The sequence below is a fragment of the Pannonibacter sp. SL95 genome (genome assembly GCF_026672425.1).
Taxonomy (GTDB): Bacteria; Pseudomonadota; Alphaproteobacteria; order Rhizobiales; family Stappiaceae; genus Pannonibacter.
In genome coordinates this window covers 733,474-750,419 of record NZ_JAPPRC010000006.1, presented here as the reverse complement: position 1 = coordinate 750,419, position 16,946 = coordinate 733,474, and the positions used below count along the sequence as shown (strand labels likewise).

The window sequence follows — 16,946 nt, the reverse complement described above, 5'->3', positions numbered from 1 at the left end:
CCGCAACGGATGCCAGACGCCTCAGACCGGTAAAGACTGCCGAACCGCGATTGCGCCTGCCCATCCGGCGCGCGTCGCTGGCCCTAGAACTGACGAATGCCAAAACGAAACTCCAACGCACGGAATTGCTTAACCGAGTGTAAATCCTGCCGAATGGTTCACAAATACAGGAGCTTGCCCGCGCTGGCAAAGGCCGTTGTGCATTGCAATTGCCTGCAAGCAAGGGACGAATCGCCACGGCCGTACCGTCGTTTTTCACAAGCCCCTGAATTTTAATAAAAATAGGCGCGCCGGTCTCCCGACGCGCCCGTTCACCCTGTCTGGCGAATTCAGGGTCGATTGCCGTTACTTGACTTCCGTCACGCGGCTGTCGGTGTAAGGCGTGTAGTCCTTGGCACCGGCGATGAAGTCAGCAACCACTTCCTCAAGGCCCGGGCCGTAGTCATAGGCGTTGATTCCCGCCTTGGCGAAGACGCCGTAGCCGTCGCCGCCCGAGCGCATGTAGTTGTTGGTTGCAACACCGTAGATCTTGTCCGGATCAATCGGCTTCCAACCGCCGTCTTCCATCACCTCAACGGTGATGATGCGACCGTCACCAGCCGGCTTTGCGCGGGTCCACTTGTAGCGAAGACCGGAAACCTGCGGGAATCGGCCAGCGCCTTCCTCGACCTTCGACACGCCGTTTTCCAGCGCCGCGATCACATCCGAGCCCTTGAGCTGGAAGGTTGCGAGGCTGTTCTGGAACGGCAGGACGGTCAGGACTTCGCCCATCGTGACTTCGCCAGCATCGATGGAAGCGCGCAGGCCGCCACCGTTCTGGATAGCGACCTGGATGCCCTGATCCTTGACGCGGGCCAGCATCGCATCGGCAACCAGGTTGCCCATCTGGCATTCGCCGGCGCGGCAGGTATCGCGCGAACCGTCGATGGCTGCAGCCGAGGCACCAATCACCTTGGCACGCACTTCTTCAAGCGGCTTGGCCAGCTCGGCGACGCGAGCCACCACGGCCGGGTCCGGCTCAACCGACTTGTCGAGCAGGATTGGCTCGCCCTTGGCGGAGATCAGGTTGCCGTTGTCGTCGAAGGTCAGTTCAACTTCGCCGACATACTTGCTGTAGGCATAGGCCTGGACGATCGGGACGTCCTTGCCGGCCGGATTGGCGACGAGGGTCGGATAGGGTCCGGCGGCCTTGTCGTTCGTGTTCGACAGCAGCGTGTGCGAGTGGCCCCCGACGATGGCGTCGATGCCGGCAACGCTGGCGGCGATTTCCTTGTCACGCGGCAGGCCGACGTGGGTCAGGGCGATGATCTTGTTGATGCCGGCCAGCTCCAGGGCGTCCACTGCACCCTTGAGATAGTCTTCCGACTTGATGAAGCGCACACCCTTGCCCGGCGAGGAGGTCTCGTTGGTGTCTTCAGCCAGCGTGGCGACGATTGCCAGCTTCTGGCCGCCGACGTCCAGGATGACAGCGCCCGGCAGCTTGCCCTTCAGCAGCGGCTCATTGATGACGTCGGTGTTGCCCGAGATGACCGGGAACTTGACCATGCCAATGAAGTCGGCGAGGCCCTGCGGGCCATCGTCGAACTCGTGGTTGCCAACGGCCATGGCGTCATAGCCGATCATGTTCATGAACTCGGCCGAGTCCTTGCCCTTGTAGGTCGTGTAGAACAGCGAGCCCTGGAACTGGTCACCGGCATCCAGCACGATCACGTTCTTGCCCTCGGCGGCCAGAGCCTTGCGGCGCTCGTCGATCTTGGCCTTCACGCGGGCGACGCCGCCAAAGCACTCGCCCTTCTGGCTCTCATCCGCGCTGCAGCCGGTGTCGAACTTGTTGATCTGTTCGATGCGGCTGTGCAGGTCATTCGTATGCAAAACGGTGACGGAATAATCGGCAAGCGCAGCACCGCCCATCGCCAGACTGGCAAACAGGGCAGTTGCGCCAAGAAGCATGTTCTTCATGATCGCCTCGCCAAAAGACGGACTCGTCGGTCCTGTTACAATCATGGGGACGTAACACAGCACTGCGACGCTTTTGTTGCCGCGTCGTCTTCATCATTGCCGCAAGGCACGTGGCAGGTCGTGGTCGCACGCGGCCGCTCGACGCTGGGTCAAGTGCGGGTCAATGCATTCAAGTGCGAAAAAATTTTCAGAACAAGTGATTATTTGCAAGCCGGCTAAAAAACATGCTGCCAGATCAGGTCCGGTCGTCGCCTTCCGACAGGTCGTCGAACTCCACCACCGGGATGCCATAGCCGCCGGAAAGCCAGCGGTTGAGATCGACCTTGGCACAGCGGTCGCTGCAAAACGGGTGATCCGTCGGGGTCGACATCTTGGAACACACCGGACAGGGCCTCAGGCGTTTGTCGCCGCCCGTCCGGTTGCTGCCTTCGCCATTGGTGTTGCCCGCGTCGGTCATTGTGCCCTCATGCCGGCAGGCGCAAGGGATCGCGCCACAGGGCCCGTCCGTCGATCCCGGCGGCCGACAACAGGCTCATCGTCTCGTAAAGCGGCAGGCCGACAACATTGGGATAGGAGCCGACCAGCTTGACGACAAAGGAACCGGCGAGGCCCTGGATCGCATAGCCGCCGGCTTTTCCGCGCCATTCGCCGGAAGCCAGATAGTCATCGCCTTCCTGGCGTGACAGCTTCTTGAAGCGGACGCGGGTCTCGACGATCTTGTGCCGCACACCGCCGCCCGGCAACGCCACGGCCAAACCGGTATAAACCCGATGGCCACGGCCGGACAGCAAGCCAAGGCAAGCCTCGGCCTGGTCGATCGTTTCCGCCTTGGGCAGGATACGGCGCCCGACAGCCACCACGGTGTCTGCAGCCAGCACGACGCAAGGCGCAAGCTCCGGCTGCCCGTCCGCCTGGTCCCGAACGGCCTTGGCCTTGGACCGGGCCAGCCGGATGGCAAGAGCGCGCGGAGTTTCGCCGCGCTGCGGGGTCTCATCCAGATCAGCCGGGATCAGATGACGCGGGTCGATGCCGATCTGCTGCAACAACGCCAGTCGGCGCGGCGAAGCGGACGCCAGGATCAGCGGAACTTGTGCAGCATCGCTCATGATGGTCGTCATCGCCCCTGCTGATGAACTGCGCTTACTTGAAGCGGTAGGTGATGCGGCCCTTGGTCAGGTCGTACGGGGTCATCTCGACGAGAACCCGGTCACCGGCCAGAACACGGATGCGGTTCTTGCGCATGCGGCCCGCGGTGTGGGCAATGATTTCGTGGTCGTTTTCGAGTCTCACGCGAAAGGTCGCGTTGGGCAGCAGTTCCGTGACTACGCCCGGAAACTCCAGAACTTCTTCCTTGGCCATATGGTATCCCGGTCAAACCGTTCGTGAAAGTGCGCGGAACCTAACGGATCGCGCCGCGAATGTGAACAATACAATTTCCGCGCAGGAGCGCTTTTCTCACTCTAAGCGGAAACAGAGGTTCGTCTTGCAAGAGCCCAGCCGCAGACAGAGGGCTGAAATGCGAGGGGCTGAAGTGCGAGCGCCGGCCAGCATCGGCAAGCTGCATGAACCGTTACAGGGTCCGGTACATATCACCCACTGGGGGGTGGCGTCCAGTCCAGGCGCTTCTTGATGCGCATCAACAGTTGATCACGCACCGCGCGATAGGCATCGAGGATCTGTTCGCGGCTGCCTGTTGCCAGCGTCGGGTCCATGGTTGGCCAGTATTCGACGTCGACGGCCTCGGTGCGCGTCAGCTCCAGCGCCTTGTGATGGGCCTGCGGAGCAAGGGTCACCACCAGATCGAACCCGGATTCGTCGAGATCCTCAAAGGTCTTCGGCTGATGCTTGCTGGTGTCCATGCCGAGTTCGGCCATGACCTGATCGACAAAGGGGTCGCGGTCGCCGCGCTTCACCCCGGCGGACTTCACGTAGATCCGCCCCGGAAACAGGGCGCTGGCGATCGCGGCTGCCATGGGCGAACGGACTGCGTTCATCCCGCAGGCGAACAGGACCGCAGTCGGACGTTTGCCCGGCTCGGTCATGCCCCTTAGCCCTTCCAGTGCAGGGCGTAGACCAGCGTGAACAATCGGCGCGCGGTCACAAGGTCAAGCTCGATCTTCCCCTCCAGCCGTTCCATCAGGATCTGGGACCCCTCGTTGTGCACGCCGCGGCGCCCCATGTCGATGGCCTCGATCTGGCTTGGCGTCGCATGCCGGATCGCCTGATAGTAGCTCTCGCAGATCATGTCGTAGTCGCGCACGATCTTGCGCAGCGGGGTCAGCGACAGCACATGCGTTGCCACCGCCGGGCCGGCTTCGGCACTGATCTCGAACACCAGCTTCTTCTCGATGACCGACAGCCGCAGGATGTAGCGCCCCGGAGCCTGGCCGACAGGGTGGAACGTGTTCTCCTCGATCAGATCGTAGATCGCCACCGCCCGGTCATGCTCGATGTCCGGCGTTGAGCGGGAGATGGAGCTTTCATCCAGGATCACGTCGACCAGCCTGCTGCGGATCGCCTCGCCTGCCCCCGGTTCCGCCGGAGCGGCCGCATTGTCGTGGCCGCCCATGACTGCCTCTCCGTCTGACCCCATACGCCCGGCTCGCTCCTTGTGTCGACTGAGCCCTAGGTCAGCCGAGGTTCAGTCTGATCGAGACGGACCGCGCATGCGCGCCAAGTCCTTCCGCCTCACCGAGTGCAATCGCCGCAGGCCCGAGCGCCTTCAGGTTTTGCGCGTTGCACCTAAGGATCGACGTCCGCTTGACAAAGTCAAGCACGGACAGGCCCGACGAGAACCGCGCGGAGCGCGCCGTGGGCAACACATGGTTTGAGCCGCCAACATAATCACCGATTGCTTCCGGTGTGTGATGGCCCATGAAGATCGCCCCCGCGTTGCGCACGCCCTTCAGCAGCGCTTCCGGATCGGCCACCGCCAGTTCCAGATGCTCCGGCGCAATGCGGTTGACCAGAGGCAGTGCCTCCTCAAGCGTGCGCACCGTGATCACCGCGCCATAGTCACGCCAGCTCGCCCCTGCCACGTCGCTGCGCGGCAAGGTGCGCAGCTGCCGCTCCACGGCTGCTTCCACCGCATCGGCGAGCGTTGCATCGGTGGTGACGAGGATCGACTGGGCTGCCGGATCATGTTCGGCCTGGGCCAGCAGGTCTGCTGCCAGCCAGTCCGGATTGTTCTCGCCGTCAGCCACGATCAGCACTTCCGACGGGCCGGCGATCATGTCGATGCCGACCGTGCCGAACACACGCCGCTTTGCTGCAGCCACGAAGGCATTGCCCGGACCTACGATCTTGGCGACCGGAGCGATGCTGTCCGTGCCATAGGCGAGAGCTGCCACTGCCTGCGCCCCGCCGATGCGGTAGATCTCGGTGACACCGGCGACCCGGGCTGCGGCCAGCACCAGCGGATTGAGGATCCCGTCCGGGCTCGGCACCACCATGGCAATGCGCTCGACGCCTGCCACCTTCGCCGGAACAGCGTTCATCAGCACCGAGCTGGGATAGCTTGCAAGACCGCCCGGCACGTAGATGCCAACCGCCTCGACCGCCGTCCAGATCGACCCCAGCTCGACGCCGATCGCGTCCGTATAGCGGTCATCCTTCGGCATCTGGCGGGCGTGGTGCGAATGGATCCGGTCGCGGGCCAGCTTCAGCGCATCCAGCGTTGCACTGTCGACAGAGGCGATTGCGGCATCAATCTCGGCCTCGGTCACCGTCAGTTCCGCAATCGAGACGGCCTGCAGGCGGTCAAAGCGGTTGGTGTAGTCGATCACTGCGGCATCGCCGCGCTGGCGCACATCCTCGATGATGTCGCGCACGATCTGGTCGACGTCCTCGGAGACTTCACGCTTGCCGGCGAGCAACGCGCGGAAGCGGGTTTCGAAATCATCAGCCTCGATGGAAAGACGGATCGGCACAGGTCATCTCCCTTGTCGCCGGCGATCACGCAGCCTCGCCAGCGGCCCCCTTGGGCCTTTTCGGTTTTGTAACTGGATCAGTCGAGCGGATGCTGCGGCCGATGCGCGGTGCCCCAGGCGGGCCCGAGATCGGTCAGCTGTGCCTCGATGCACTCCACCGTCAGCGCAATCGTTCCGCCACCGGAAAACGACAGCATGACCTCGCCTTCCGGCCCCTCGCCGGCCTGATGGAACTGCACGGCCAGCAGCGACAGCACCGCATCCTTCACCGTCTGACGGATCCCGGCTGCTTTCATGGCGCTGACGCGGGAAAAGGCAAGGGCTGCGCGCCGGCGCTCATGCGCCCCGCTGCGCGGATCAACCGGTCTGTCCCAGACAAAACGGTTCATCACAAACACCGCCTTGCCCTCCTGGGGCAGGAAGCGGATGTCGCCGACAAGCAGCACCGCGTCCTGCACATGGGCGGACACGATGGCAAGGTCGTCCTGATCGAGAGCGGCGAGTTTCACGAGATCCATCGGTCGTCGCAAGGTCCCTGCGGCCCGGGTCCCGGACCTGTCACATGCTGCCTGTCCAGCCCGGCGTATTGACCGGCAGGCGATCACGCCCGCCGCAGAACACGCCGTTCCCGCGATTGCCTAACCGGTCCTGCCCGATTTGACAATTGGCCAGACGGCACAGCCGGTGTTTTGGGCGTTAGTGCGAGATGCGCTCGATCACGGCGCCGCAGCGGCTGAGCTTTTCTTCCAGCCGCTCGAAACCACGGTCAAGGTGATAGACGCGGCTAACGTTCGTTTCGCCTTCGGCGGCAAGGCCGGCGATCACCAGAGACACCGAGGCGCGCAGGTCCGTCGCCATGACCGGAGCGCCGCGCAGCGTGCTGACACCGTCGACAATCGCGGTGTGCCCGTCGATGCGGATGCGGGCGCCGAGGCGGGCCAGTTCCTGCACATGCATGAAACGGTTCTCGAAGATCGTCTCGGTGATGCGGCTCTGGCCGCCCGCGCGCGTCATCAGCGCCATGAACTGGGCCTGCAGGTCGGTCGGGAAGCCGGGGAACGGTTCCGTCGTGATGTCGACCGGAGCAATGCCATTGCCATTGCGGTAAACGCGCAGGCCGCCGTCGACCTCGGTGATCTCCGCGCCGGTCTGGCGCAGCACGTCGAGGGCGCTCTCGAACAGGTCCGCGCGGGCGTTTTCCAGCACCACGTCGCCGCCGGTCATGGCAACCGCCATGGCATAGGTGCCCGCCTCGATGCGGTCCGGGATCACCGCATGGCGATGGCCATGCAGGCGGTCAACGCCCTGGATGCGGATCACCGACGTGCCCGCGCCCTCGATCTTTGCACCCATGCCGATGAGGCAGTTGGCAAGGTCGACCACTTCCGGCTCACGCGCTGCGTTGACGAGCTCGGTTTCGCCCTTGGCCAGCGTCGCGGCCATCATCAGCGTGTGCGTCGCGCCGACCGAGACCTTCGGGAACTCGATGCGCGCGCCGACCAGGCCCTTCGGCGCATCGACGACCACGTAACCGGCCTCGATGTCGATGGATGCGCCGAGCTTGGTCAGGCCCTCGATGAAGAAATCGACCGGACGCGTGCCGATCGCGCAGCCGCCGGGCAGCGACACGCGGGCGCGGCGTTCGCGCGCCACCAGCGGGCCGATCACCCAGAAGCTCGCCCGCATTTTCGAGACGAGTTCATAGGGCGCCGTGGTGTCAACGATGGTGCGGGCGGTCAGATGCAGCGTCTGGCCCTTCAGGTCATCCTGGCCGACGCGCTTGCCGTCGACGGAATAGTCAACGCCGTGGTTCGACAGGATGTGGTTCAGCTGGGCCACGTCGCGCAGGCGCGGCACGTTGCCGAGCGTCAGGGTTTCGTCGCTGAGCAGCGAGGCGATCATCAGCGGCAGGGTGGCGTTCTTGGCGCCGGAAATCGGAATGACGCCGTTCAACTGAGAACCGCCGACGATCTTGATGCTGTCCATGGATCCACCTGGCTGCGGCCGCAAACGGCCCTGAAATTGATTTGTTCCCTTGCGCGAGCCGCGTCTACACCCGGAGTTTGGCGCGCGCAAGGCAGACCGCCAGCATCGCCCCTGCCACGACTGCGATCCCGACCGATGCACGCCGGCGCCCCCCTTTGTCCACAGCTTGCTGCGGGCTCAGCCGCCGCCGCCGTCCGATTGCGTGTCCGGTGCGTCATCCGGTACGGCGTTATCGGCAGAATCCGCTACGTCCGCCGCCTCCCGCCCGGCCCGATGTCGTGCCGCGCTCTTGCGCCGCTTCAGGTTCTGGCGCAACGCTTCGGCAAGGCGCGCCTCACGGCTGCCCGGCTTCGGCGAAGCCGCAGCCTTTGCCGCGCCGGCGCCAGCATTTCCTTGCTGTTTCTTGCTGTGCTCTGCAGTCTCGTCCATGGTTCAAGACCTACTCCAGCGGCGCCCTGCCCGCCAAGTGCGGTCCTGCCCGGTCTGTCACCTGTCCACAGGCGGCTTACAATTTCCCGCGCATAAGCGCTTGCCATCCCCGAACAACTGTGGCACAAGCCCGCTCGTTCGCAGCGAAAACACGCGGCGGACACGAGCGGCACCTCATCGCCTCTCACCGGCAGGCCACCCGGCCAACACGCCAAAGATGCTGCAGTAGCTCAGTGGTAGAGCACTCCCTTGGTAAGGGAGAGGTCGAGAGTTCAATCCTCTCTTGCAGCACCATTCAAATCCCAGCGAAAACAACGACTTATCCGCAGCCCACTCGGAGCCGTCGCCGCCGTAACCGCCGCCGTGCGCGTGCGGAAACGGCACAAAACCGATGGTAATCCGTGCACTTTCCGTGCACCTGAGGTGGCCTGCTGCTCCCCATACAGAGGCGAGCGGCAAGCCCTGCCACAATTACCCCTCCTATTAGAGATAAAAGCGCTGCGCTGTGCCTGTGCATCAGTTATGATGCCCGCACAGAGCGCAGTGCTCTACCACGGACAACAAACAAAGAGAGACTACATACATGGCAAAGAAAGATCCGCTCGCAGACTTGGACGTTGACCTCGAAGCAGCTACGGAGACCGGAGCAGTCACCACCCCGCAGGCTGTTGAGGTCGGCGAGATCGAGACCGGCGTAATGGCAGAGCTTCCGCCCTCGGCCCGTTCCGGTGGTGGTGGTGGTACGAGCAAGTACGCATTCGACAAGCTCGCAGCACCGAGCGACAAGGGCTTCAGCTTCATTCGTGTGAAGGCACCTGAAGGTGCCTCCAAGGAAGATACCGAACGGCTGCGTCGTTCTGTGCAGTCCGCAACGACGAACCGCAACCGCGCCGCCAAGGAGCGCAATGAGCCGAACTACTACGAGACCCGCACCGAGCAGAAAGACGGAAGCGTCGTCGCAGTGCTGATCCTGCGTACGGATAAGCGTCCTAAATAAGCGCAAGCTACATACTACAGTCAGCCAAACAGGGCGGTTCTTCGGAGCCGCCCTTTTCTTTTGTCTGGAGACATACCGTGGAACACACTCAAAGCCCTCTTGACCAATCCCTGAACGTAGCCATCGCACAGATCGCAGACGTTCTCCCACCGATTTCTACGCACCAGACGGTGCAGCCCGGTTTTGCACACAGCCACTTCCTGCGAACCGGTCGCATTGCCATCGAGTACCAGAAGACCCCCGACAAGGTGTTCTGCGACCGCGACACGCAGGAGTTCTTCACCGCATGGGCCACCTATGCAGCAATACGTTGCGTCGACCGTGCGACCGGCGAAGCGAGCCCTGAGCCGCTCTTTTCCCAAATGGTCGCCGATGTCCTGAACATGTTCGACTACGACAAGGACACGGCTCGCTGGCTCGCAGTGATCAACGCCATCGTCGTGCTTGGACCCCGCTACGCGGCGAAGCACGGCACCTTCCCCACCAATGAGCGAAAGTTTGTTACTGACTGCCTCGAACACGGCACCAAGTACGTCATGCAAAAGGAATACTGATGAACAACATTCAGCGTGCTGAAGTGGTCGCATTAGCGGATCGCTACAGCATCAAAAGCGACTGGGCACTCGCTGTCACGTCCGTCGAGAGTGCAGACACTTTCTTCTGGACCTACAGCGGTCGCAGCGTACCGCCGATCCGGCAAGAGGCGCACTGGTTCTACAAGCGGCTCCCCGCGAACAAACGAGCCGCAGCCGTCGCCGCCAAGCTCGCGCACAAGTCGGCGAACAAGCTCCCCGTACCGAACTCTGCACACGACCGCTACGAGCTTCTGAAGCGCTGGCGGGCCGTAGATGACACTGCAGCCCTTGAGGCCATCTCGATGGGTGTGGGTCAGGTCATGGGCTTCCACTGGCAGCGTCTCGGCTTCTCGTCGGTGCAGGAAATGTGGAAGCGGGCACAGACCCGTGAAGGTCAGATCGACCTCATGCTTCGCTACATTCTGACCGATAAGCGGATCATGAAGGCCATTGCAGACGAGGACGTGAACACCTTTTCGTTCCTGTACAACGGCAAGAACTACAAGAAGTGGGGCTACCACCGGAAGTTCGCCAAGGCTCTCGCTGCGGTACGCAAGCACAGTAACCCCGGCCCCATAGCCGTCATTGACGAGTACGTTCGTCTCGAAGCCCTTGGCTACACGGGCGGTGATGCAGTGTACCGTTTCCAGAAGGATCGCGGCATCGTCGCTGACGGCATCGTCGGTCGCATCACCCGCGAACACATCGCCCTCGCAGAGGCAGAAGCCAAGGCCAAGAAGGTCAAGCAGAACACTGCTGCAGGCGTCGGCGGTGGCGTTGTGGTGACAGGCGTCACCTATGCAGAGGAAGTGGTGAACACAGTCGAGCAGGTCTCAGAGCCGGTCAAGGAACTCGTATCCTCGCCGATCTGGACGACGCTCACAACCCCACCGACCCTGTACTTCCTGCTCGCTGTAGCCCTCGGCATCGCAGCGTTCTTCCTGATCCGCTACCTCATGGGCAAGCGCAAATGAGCGCGGCCCTCACCTACATCCTCTCGCTGCTTGGTGGTCTACGGGCCAAGGCAGTGATCGCCTTGGCAGCAGGCGGCGCGACCGTAGCAGCGCTGCTGTACTAACGGGCCGTACTGAAGTCCGATCTACGGAACCAACAGAAGTACGCGGAAGCAAGCCGCAAGCTTCGTGCCTACAAGGAAAGGGCTGAGATCGATGCGCGTATTCGTTCCATGTCTGGTGATGATGCTCGTAGCTGGTTGCGTGAGCGCTGGTCCAGGCGGTGATCCCGTATGCACACAGACCGCGACCCGACTTCACACGGACAATATCAACCAACTTTCGGATGCAGAGGCCGTCGAGCTTCTCGCGAACAACGAGAGCCTAGCAGCACAAGGCTGCGCGGTTCCGAACAGGTGAACCATGACCACAACCAAGATACCGGAGGTACCGGAGTTCGACGAGTACCTCGTACCGATCCGCACCACTGACGGACACAGTTCCGCCGACGAGTGGATCGACGCAGGCGTTTCCTACGACACGCCGGTTGACCGGGCCATCAGGCAGAATGGCAAGGGCGTCTTCATCACGGAGACGTAATGGCAGACCCGCACTGGCTGCAGATAGCAAAGACACTGCGTCCGGGTGCCAAGCGAAAGATACGCTGCTGCGGCAGCGACGCATCGTTGATCGTTAGCGACAATTCCAAAGGATACGGAGCCTTCTGCTTTCGGTGCAACTTCAAAGACTTTGCGCCGCACGGAACCTTCAGCATACAGCAGCTACGAGAACGCAGACAGGCGCTCAACGCGATTGCTGCCGGGAAAGACTTTTCTCTCCCCCGAGATTTCACCACCGACATTCCAGACAGTGCAGCGCTTTGGTTCTTAAGGGCCGGGGTACGGCATGACATCGCCAGCCACTACGGAATTGGCTACAGCCCGTTCCTGCGTCGGGTGATCGTACCTTTGTATGAACGGGGTGAGTACGTCGGATACATAGCAAGGAGCCTCGATGAAAAGCCTAGGTACCTATCCAAGATGGACCCGCAGTCAGTGGGCCTATTTCGGTCTGATCCAAGCCTGCGGTTACCTACCGCACCCTCTACGGGGGATGGCATACGACCTGCTCTCGTCATTGTTGAAGACGTACTGTCGGCAATTCGAGTTGGGCGTCTTGTACAACTGGCATGTGCCCTGCTGGGTACAAGCGCATCAGTTGAGAAAATTTCGCAGGCGCTGGAACTCAAGCCAGACCACGAGAACAACTCCGCTGCCATCTGGATGGACGGCGACACCGCTGGCGCTGCAGCGAGGCGAACGCTGTCTCGGCGTCTCGATCTCATCGGCATCCCTGTACAAACAATTCGTACACATCGTGACCCGAAGGCGTACAGCAATAGAGAAATAAGGAGCATACTCTTTGATCGACAAGGTATTACTACGGATAATGCGTCGTCGGTCGGATTACTTCAAGCTCAAGGACATCATACCGAAGACGCCTCTGGATGAGATAACCAAAGCGATTTTGGATGACTTCGGGAAATACTACGAGTTGCACCCGAACCATATCGAGATCGACATGCAGGAGTTCATCCCGCGTTTCCGGCAATGGCATCCCAAGATGAAGGACGAGACCTACCTGTCCTTCGTCTCTGTACTCCGCGCCTGCTCAGAGCAGCCCGACGAGGAACAGTACAGAAACATTGTGCGTGACCTCTCATCCATCGACCTCATGACGCAGCTTGCGAACCTCGCAGAAGCATTCGAGGACGGGGATGTAGAGGATGCGTACGAGGTTGTGACCCTCACGCTTGACAAGTACCGAAAGCGACTTGGCCTACGGGCCACCAACTACATCGATACGCCCATCGGCGACCTCCTGCAGGATGAAGTAGATGACGCGGGCGTATCGTGGCGACTGGAATGCTTGAACGCTTCCATGCGCGGACTGCGGCCCGGTGACTTCGGTATCGTTGCTGGTCGCCCTGACAAGGGCAAGACCTCGTTCCTAGCGAGCGAGATCACCCACATGGCACCGCAGCTACCGGAAGACCGAAACATCATCTGGCTGAACAACGAGGGCCTCGGCAAGCGGATCATTCCGCGCCTGTACCAAGCGGCACTGAACCTTCGTGTCAGCGAACTGACCGAGCTACACCAGCAGGGCAAGCTCGTGGGGGCCTATCGAGACGCCATCGGCGGCAGGCTCGATAAGGTGCGGATCTTCGACATCCACGGCTGCAATGTCGGACAGGTCGAAGCGATCCTTGAAGAAAACAACCCCGGTATCGTTGTCTACGACATGATCGACAACATCAGGGGTTTCGGCGATGCAGCCCGTACAGACCTTGCCCTTGAGCAGATGTACCAGTGGGGTCGTGAAAGGTCAGTGAAATACGACTGCATTGGCATCGCAACAAGTCAGATCAGCAACGAGGGCGACGGGGAGATGTTCCCGACACTCGGTATGCTGAAGGACAGCAAGACCGGCAAGCAAGGTGCTTGCGACTTCCAAATCATGATCGGTGCAAGCAACGACCCGAACCTTATGGGTATGCGCTACATCGGCATCCCCAAGAACAAGCTAAGACGCCCTGACGGAAAGAGTGATCCTCGTGCAGAGGTCATCTTCGACGGTGTGCGCTCACGCTACACAGACATCCCTGTTGGAGAATGATATGCCCGACCACGGTCGGCCTAACGACAACGTAATCGTACAGGCCGTTACACAGATGGGAGGTCATCGCGTAAATGCTAAAGCCCTGCTGCGGAAGTGGGGCTTTCGCTTTACTGACGCATGGTACAGCAAGAAGCTTGCAGACCTCGCGGACGACCTTCCGCCGACCGCCCGTGAAAAGGGCGTGAAAGATGCAGACGACCGGCCCCTTGCCGGTGGAACAATCGCCGCACCGGATGAACGCCGACGTAGCCTCACGGGCAAGCGTTTCGTCTTCACGGCTGCACAGAACAACACATACCTGCACAGGGGCTTTTGGAGCGCCCTGCAGCACTTCTGCGGTGACACCGGGGCCGAACTGATCGTATCCCGGTTCACATACAACAAGCACGGTTGGAAGCAGCACGGCGGTATCAGCAAGAAAGATGCAGACGGCGGTTCGGGACTTTGGTACGACCCGCTCATTGACCCGTACGTCTTGGACGAGCAAGTCAAGGTCTGCGAAGGTCTAGTTTTCTGCGGAGAACTGGACATCCTTCCTACAGCAGCTATGCCGCTCAACACCCTGCAGAACTACACCGGCCCGAACAGTGCCGTTGTTCCGCACGCCAAGGTGCACATGAGCAGCCTTGCCACCATGAAGCACGACCCGGCACGGTTCATGTACACCACTGGGGCCTGCACACTGCGGAACTACATCGAACGCAAGGCCGGTCAGGTCGCCACGTTCCACCATGTCTTTGGTGCCCTGTACGTCGAGATCGATGAAGACGGAGACTGGTTCACCCGCCAGCTCATCGCCGATGACAATGGCTTCTTCTACGACCTGACGACACTGTACGGACCTGACGGCGTGTACCGTGACCATGGTGCAGGTCAGCCATTCGTCACCCTTGGCGACATCCATATCGAGCATATGGACCCTGTTCTGCTGCAGGGCGCACTGTCCATGCTGGACGCTCTGAACCCGAGCCGCGTGTTCCTGCATGACCTGATAGACTTCAAGTCACGCAACCACCACAACATCAAGGACCCGTACTTCATCGCCGGGAACGCAACCGCGAACAAGCGAGTGGAGCACGACCTGATCTCTGCAGTCCTGTTCCTCGGGGCGCTGAGCAAGAAGTACCCTACGACGCACCTGCATGTGATCGAGAGCAACCACGACCAAGCGCTTGAACGCTGGCTGAAAGATCCTGCAGGCCAGATGGACGGCATCAACGCCCGCTTCTGGCACGAGTGCAACGCAGTGATCCACCGGGCAATCGAAGACGGTGCTGAATACCATATCTTCGAGTACGTCATCCGAGACCTCGCCGACAAGACGAACGTGCAGATCCCGAACGTTGAGTTCGTGCACGAGGACAGCAGCCTTGTCCTGCGAGACATCGAACACGCAATCCACGGACACAGGGGACCGAACGGAGCACGGGGCAACCCGAAGGCTTTCCGTCAGCTTGGTCGCAAGGCGAACACAGACCATACGCACACAGCCGGAATTATCGACGGCGTGTGGACCGGTGGCCTGCTCGCTAAGCACGACCTTGGCTACAACAAAGGCCCGTCCTCGTGGTCCTGCAGTCACATCATCACGCAGCCGAACGGCAAGCGCCAAATGATCACTCAACGAGGCAAGAAATGGCGAGCATAACCTGCCCACACACGGACAGCCCGTGCAAGCAGCGCTGTACCGAAGAGACGCGGCGCAGGACGAAGGGCGAGACACCGCGCATATCGATTACAGAGGGCGAAAACAGACGCATTCTCGCAAGGATCTCACGAAGATCGGAACAAAAGCCAGCACCGAACCCGAAGCAGGCGTTCGGCGACAAGAAGCCAGCCCTTGGACAGACCCCGCTTGTCGGTCGCATCCACCAGTCCCTCGCCCACATGGACGGCGACTACAAGTACGGCTTCCGTAACTGGCGGGAGAACCCTGTCGAGGCCCTGACCTACGTGCACGCTGCAATGCGGCACCTTGAGCTTTGGGCAGAGGGCCAGGAGCACACGCTTGACACCGGCGTACACAACCTAGGTGCAGTCATGGCCTGCTGCGCGATCCTGCTGGATGCACAAGCCAACGGCACCATCATCGACAACCGATCCAAGTCCGAAGCCGCCTGTCAGGTGCTTGCGGATGCTGAAGCAGTCGTGCGCCGCCTTCAAGAGGCACAGGCTGCACGGCAGAAGGAAAAGCATGAAGAAGATTTATCTGGCAGGACCGATGACCGGCGTGCCGTTCTTTAACTTCCCGGCCTTCTATAAGGCGGCGGAAGCCCTTCGCTCTGCCGGGCACGAAGTGTTCAACCCGGCTGAGCGGGACAACGAGCGCCACGGTACTGACATCTCCACTGGCAACGTCAGCGGCTGTCCCAAGCAGGCCGAGGCCGAACATGGCCTGACCCTGCGCCAGTGTCTCCGCGACGACACAGCCTACATCTGCGAGCACGCCACGACCATCGCCCTGCTTCCCGGTTGGGAGAACAGCAAGGGCTGCAAAGCCGAACACGCCCTCGCCGCCGCACTCGGGTTGGAGTTCATCTACCTTGGGTGACGAGACCATCGAACTGCTGAAGCCGTGGACGCCGGGAAAGATGACCTTCCCGGCGTTCGTGTCTGAGAAGCTGGACGGCGTTCCGGCACGCTTCTGGAAGCGTTCCGGCGTCGTGAGTGCCGTCACCCGGCAGGGCGAAGAATTGCTCTCTGTGCCCGGTATCTGCGGCGTGGTGGAGCCCTTGCTTGATGAGGGCGGGAGTATCGTCGCTGAACTGTACATCCCCGGCGTTCCCTTCAAGGAGATAAGCGGTGAGGTTCGGCGCAAGCAGCCGTCTGACCGGCTCATCGCCTACGTCTTCGATGCCGATCACGCCAACAACCCCGAACAGACGTACCAACGGCGTATCGCAGCCTTCTGGCTGCGCGTGATGCACGAGTACGGACATGGTGAGATCCTGTATCTGCGTGGTATCCCGATGGTCAGTGTAGGCAACGCAGATCACGTCGAGCAGGCCGCAAAGCAGGTGTTCGCCAAGAACCCTGCTGCAGAGGGCGTCTGCATCCACAGTGAGGCCAAGCCGTTCCGGCCCGGCAAGCGGCTGTGGGACACGCAGAAGCACAAGCCGACACCGACCATCGACCTGCGTGTTGCCAGCTACGAGGAAGCCATCAGCAAGGAGGGCGAACCTCTCGGCATGGTTGGGCGCATTAACGTGCACTTCAAGGACACCGTGATCGGCGTCGGCCCCGGCGCGATGACCCATGCAGAGCGGCGCTCCGTTTGGGAAGTCTTCGTTGCTGGCGAACAACCCAACGACATTATCGAGATCAAGTACATGAAGGACCCGACCTACAATGCACTACGACAAGCAACTTTCGTCCGGTTCCGGGACGACAAGCAGCAACCAGACGCTTAGCGCCGGTCGCGTCTCTGAAGCTCTGC

Annotated in this window: 20 protein-coding genes and 1 tRNA gene; 11 read left to right on the top strand and 10 right to left on the bottom strand. The window is 61.3% G+C overall.

What is annotated here, in order from left to right; all coding sequences use genetic code 11:
- Positions 1-345 precede the first annotated feature (345 nt).
- The 10 genes from OVA12_RS20495 to OVA12_RS20450 all read right to left on the bottom strand — a co-directional run bounded on the left by OVA12_RS20495 (position 346) and on the right by OVA12_RS20450 (position 8,303).
- Positions 346-1,959, bottom strand: coding sequence for a bifunctional metallophosphatase/5'-nucleotidase (locus OVA12_RS20495; RefSeq protein WP_268140500.1), 1,614 nt, complete (start codon positions 1,957-1,959; stop codon positions 346-348).
- A gap of 235 nt (positions 1,960-2,194) precedes the next feature.
- Complete coding sequence (gene yacG, locus OVA12_RS20490) at positions 2,195-2,416, bottom strand: DNA gyrase inhibitor YacG (RefSeq protein WP_268140499.1); 222 nt, start codon at positions 2,414-2,416, stop codon at positions 2,195-2,197.
- A gap of 7 nt (positions 2,417-2,423) precedes the next feature.
- A complete protein-coding gene (locus tag OVA12_RS20485) occupies positions 2,424-3,065 on the bottom strand; it encodes a Maf family nucleotide pyrophosphatase (RefSeq protein WP_268141457.1) in 642 nt (213 codons plus the stop codon).
- A gap of 34 nt (positions 3,066-3,099) precedes the next feature.
- Positions 3,100-3,318, bottom strand: a complete 219-nt coding sequence (infA, locus tag OVA12_RS20480; RefSeq protein ID WP_019962913.1) for a translation initiation factor IF-1 — start codon at positions 3,316-3,318, stop codon at positions 3,100-3,102.
- Between the two features lie 230 nt (positions 3,319-3,548).
- Positions 3,549-4,001, bottom strand: coding sequence for an arsenate-mycothiol transferase ArsC (locus OVA12_RS20475; RefSeq protein WP_268140498.1), 453 nt, complete (start codon positions 3,999-4,001; stop codon positions 3,549-3,551).
- Between the two features lie 5 nt (positions 4,002-4,006).
- Complete coding sequence (locus tag OVA12_RS20470) at positions 4,007-4,528, bottom strand: UPF0262 family protein (protein WP_268140497.1); 522 nt, start codon at positions 4,526-4,528, stop codon at positions 4,007-4,009.
- Between the two features lie 61 nt (positions 4,529-4,589).
- Complete coding sequence (gene hisD / locus OVA12_RS20465) at positions 4,590-5,888, bottom strand: histidinol dehydrogenase (protein WP_268140496.1); 1,299 nt, start codon at positions 5,886-5,888, stop codon at positions 4,590-4,592.
- Between the two features lie 77 nt (positions 5,889-5,965).
- Positions 5,966-6,406 (bottom strand): DUF2948 family protein, encoded by a 441-nt coding sequence (locus tag OVA12_RS20460; RefSeq protein WP_106751817.1) that lies wholly within the window; start codon positions 6,404-6,406, stop codon positions 5,966-5,968.
- A gap of 178 nt (positions 6,407-6,584) precedes the next feature.
- Positions 6,585-7,874 (bottom strand): UDP-N-acetylglucosamine 1-carboxyvinyltransferase, encoded by a 1,290-nt coding sequence (murA, locus tag OVA12_RS20455; RefSeq protein ID WP_268140494.1) that lies wholly within the window; start codon positions 7,872-7,874, stop codon positions 6,585-6,587.
- Between the two features lie 177 nt (positions 7,875-8,051).
- Positions 8,052-8,303, bottom strand: a complete 252-nt coding sequence (locus OVA12_RS20450; protein ID WP_268140493.1) for a hypothetical protein — start codon at positions 8,301-8,303, stop codon at positions 8,052-8,054.
- Between the two features lie 219 nt (positions 8,304-8,522).
- Here OVA12_RS20450 and OVA12_RS20445 point away from each other — a divergent pair.
- From OVA12_RS20445 to OVA12_RS20395, 11 genes are all read left to right on the top strand, one after another.
- Positions 8,523-8,597, top strand: a tRNA-Thr gene (locus tag OVA12_RS20445).
- A gap of 289 nt (positions 8,598-8,886) precedes the next feature.
- Positions 8,887-9,300 carry a hypothetical protein gene (locus OVA12_RS20440; protein WP_268140492.1) on the top strand — a complete coding sequence of 138 codons (414 nt, stop codon included), beginning with the start codon at positions 8,887-8,889 and terminating at the stop codon, positions 9,298-9,300.
- Between the two features lie 77 nt (positions 9,301-9,377).
- Positions 9,378-9,854: a hypothetical protein gene (locus tag OVA12_RS20435; RefSeq protein WP_268140491.1), complete on the top strand. Its 477-nt coding sequence runs from the start codon at positions 9,378-9,380 to the stop codon at positions 9,852-9,854.
- The gene (locus OVA12_RS20430; RefSeq protein WP_268140490.1) at positions 9,854-10,849 is read left to right on the top strand and encodes an N-acetylmuramidase domain-containing protein; all 996 of its coding nucleotides are present in this window, start codon (positions 9,854-9,856) and stop codon (positions 10,847-10,849) included. The genes OVA12_RS20435 and OVA12_RS20430 overlap by 1 nt, the downstream gene beginning before the upstream one ends.
- Before the next feature lie 402 nt (positions 10,850-11,251).
- On the top strand, positions 11,252-11,428 hold the full coding sequence (locus OVA12_RS20425; protein WP_268140489.1) for a hypothetical protein: 177 nt from the start codon (positions 11,252-11,254) through the stop codon (positions 11,426-11,428).
- The gene (locus tag OVA12_RS20420) at positions 11,428-12,339 is read left to right on the top strand and encodes a toprim domain-containing protein (protein WP_268140488.1); all 912 of its coding nucleotides are present in this window, start codon (positions 11,428-11,430) and stop codon (positions 12,337-12,339) included. The genes OVA12_RS20425 and OVA12_RS20420 overlap by 1 nt, the downstream gene beginning before the upstream one ends.
- Complete coding sequence (locus tag OVA12_RS20415) at positions 12,251-13,507, top strand: AAA family ATPase (protein WP_268140487.1); 1,257 nt, start codon at positions 12,251-12,253, stop codon at positions 13,505-13,507. The genes OVA12_RS20420 and OVA12_RS20415 overlap by 89 nt, the downstream gene beginning before the upstream one ends.
- A 1-nt stretch (position 13,508) precedes the next feature.
- Positions 13,509-15,158, top strand: a complete 1,650-nt coding sequence (locus OVA12_RS20410) for a hypothetical protein (RefSeq protein WP_268140486.1) — start codon at positions 13,509-13,511, stop codon at positions 15,156-15,158.
- Positions 15,146-15,754: a dATP/dGTP diphosphohydrolase domain-containing protein gene (locus OVA12_RS20405; protein ID WP_268140485.1), complete on the top strand. Its 609-nt coding sequence runs from the start codon at positions 15,146-15,148 to the stop codon at positions 15,752-15,754. Before OVA12_RS20410 ends, OVA12_RS20405 begins: the two co-directional genes overlap by 13 nt.
- Complete coding sequence (locus OVA12_RS20400) at positions 15,705-16,061, top strand: DUF4406 domain-containing protein (RefSeq protein ID WP_268140483.1); 357 nt, start codon at positions 15,705-15,707, stop codon at positions 16,059-16,061. The genes OVA12_RS20405 and OVA12_RS20400 overlap by 50 nt, the downstream gene beginning before the upstream one ends.
- On the top strand, positions 16,054-16,920 hold the full coding sequence (locus OVA12_RS20395) for a hypothetical protein (RefSeq protein WP_268140482.1): 867 nt from the start codon (positions 16,054-16,056) through the stop codon (positions 16,918-16,920). The genes OVA12_RS20400 and OVA12_RS20395 overlap by 8 nt, the downstream gene beginning before the upstream one ends.
- Positions 16,921-16,946: the final 26 nt, after the last annotated feature.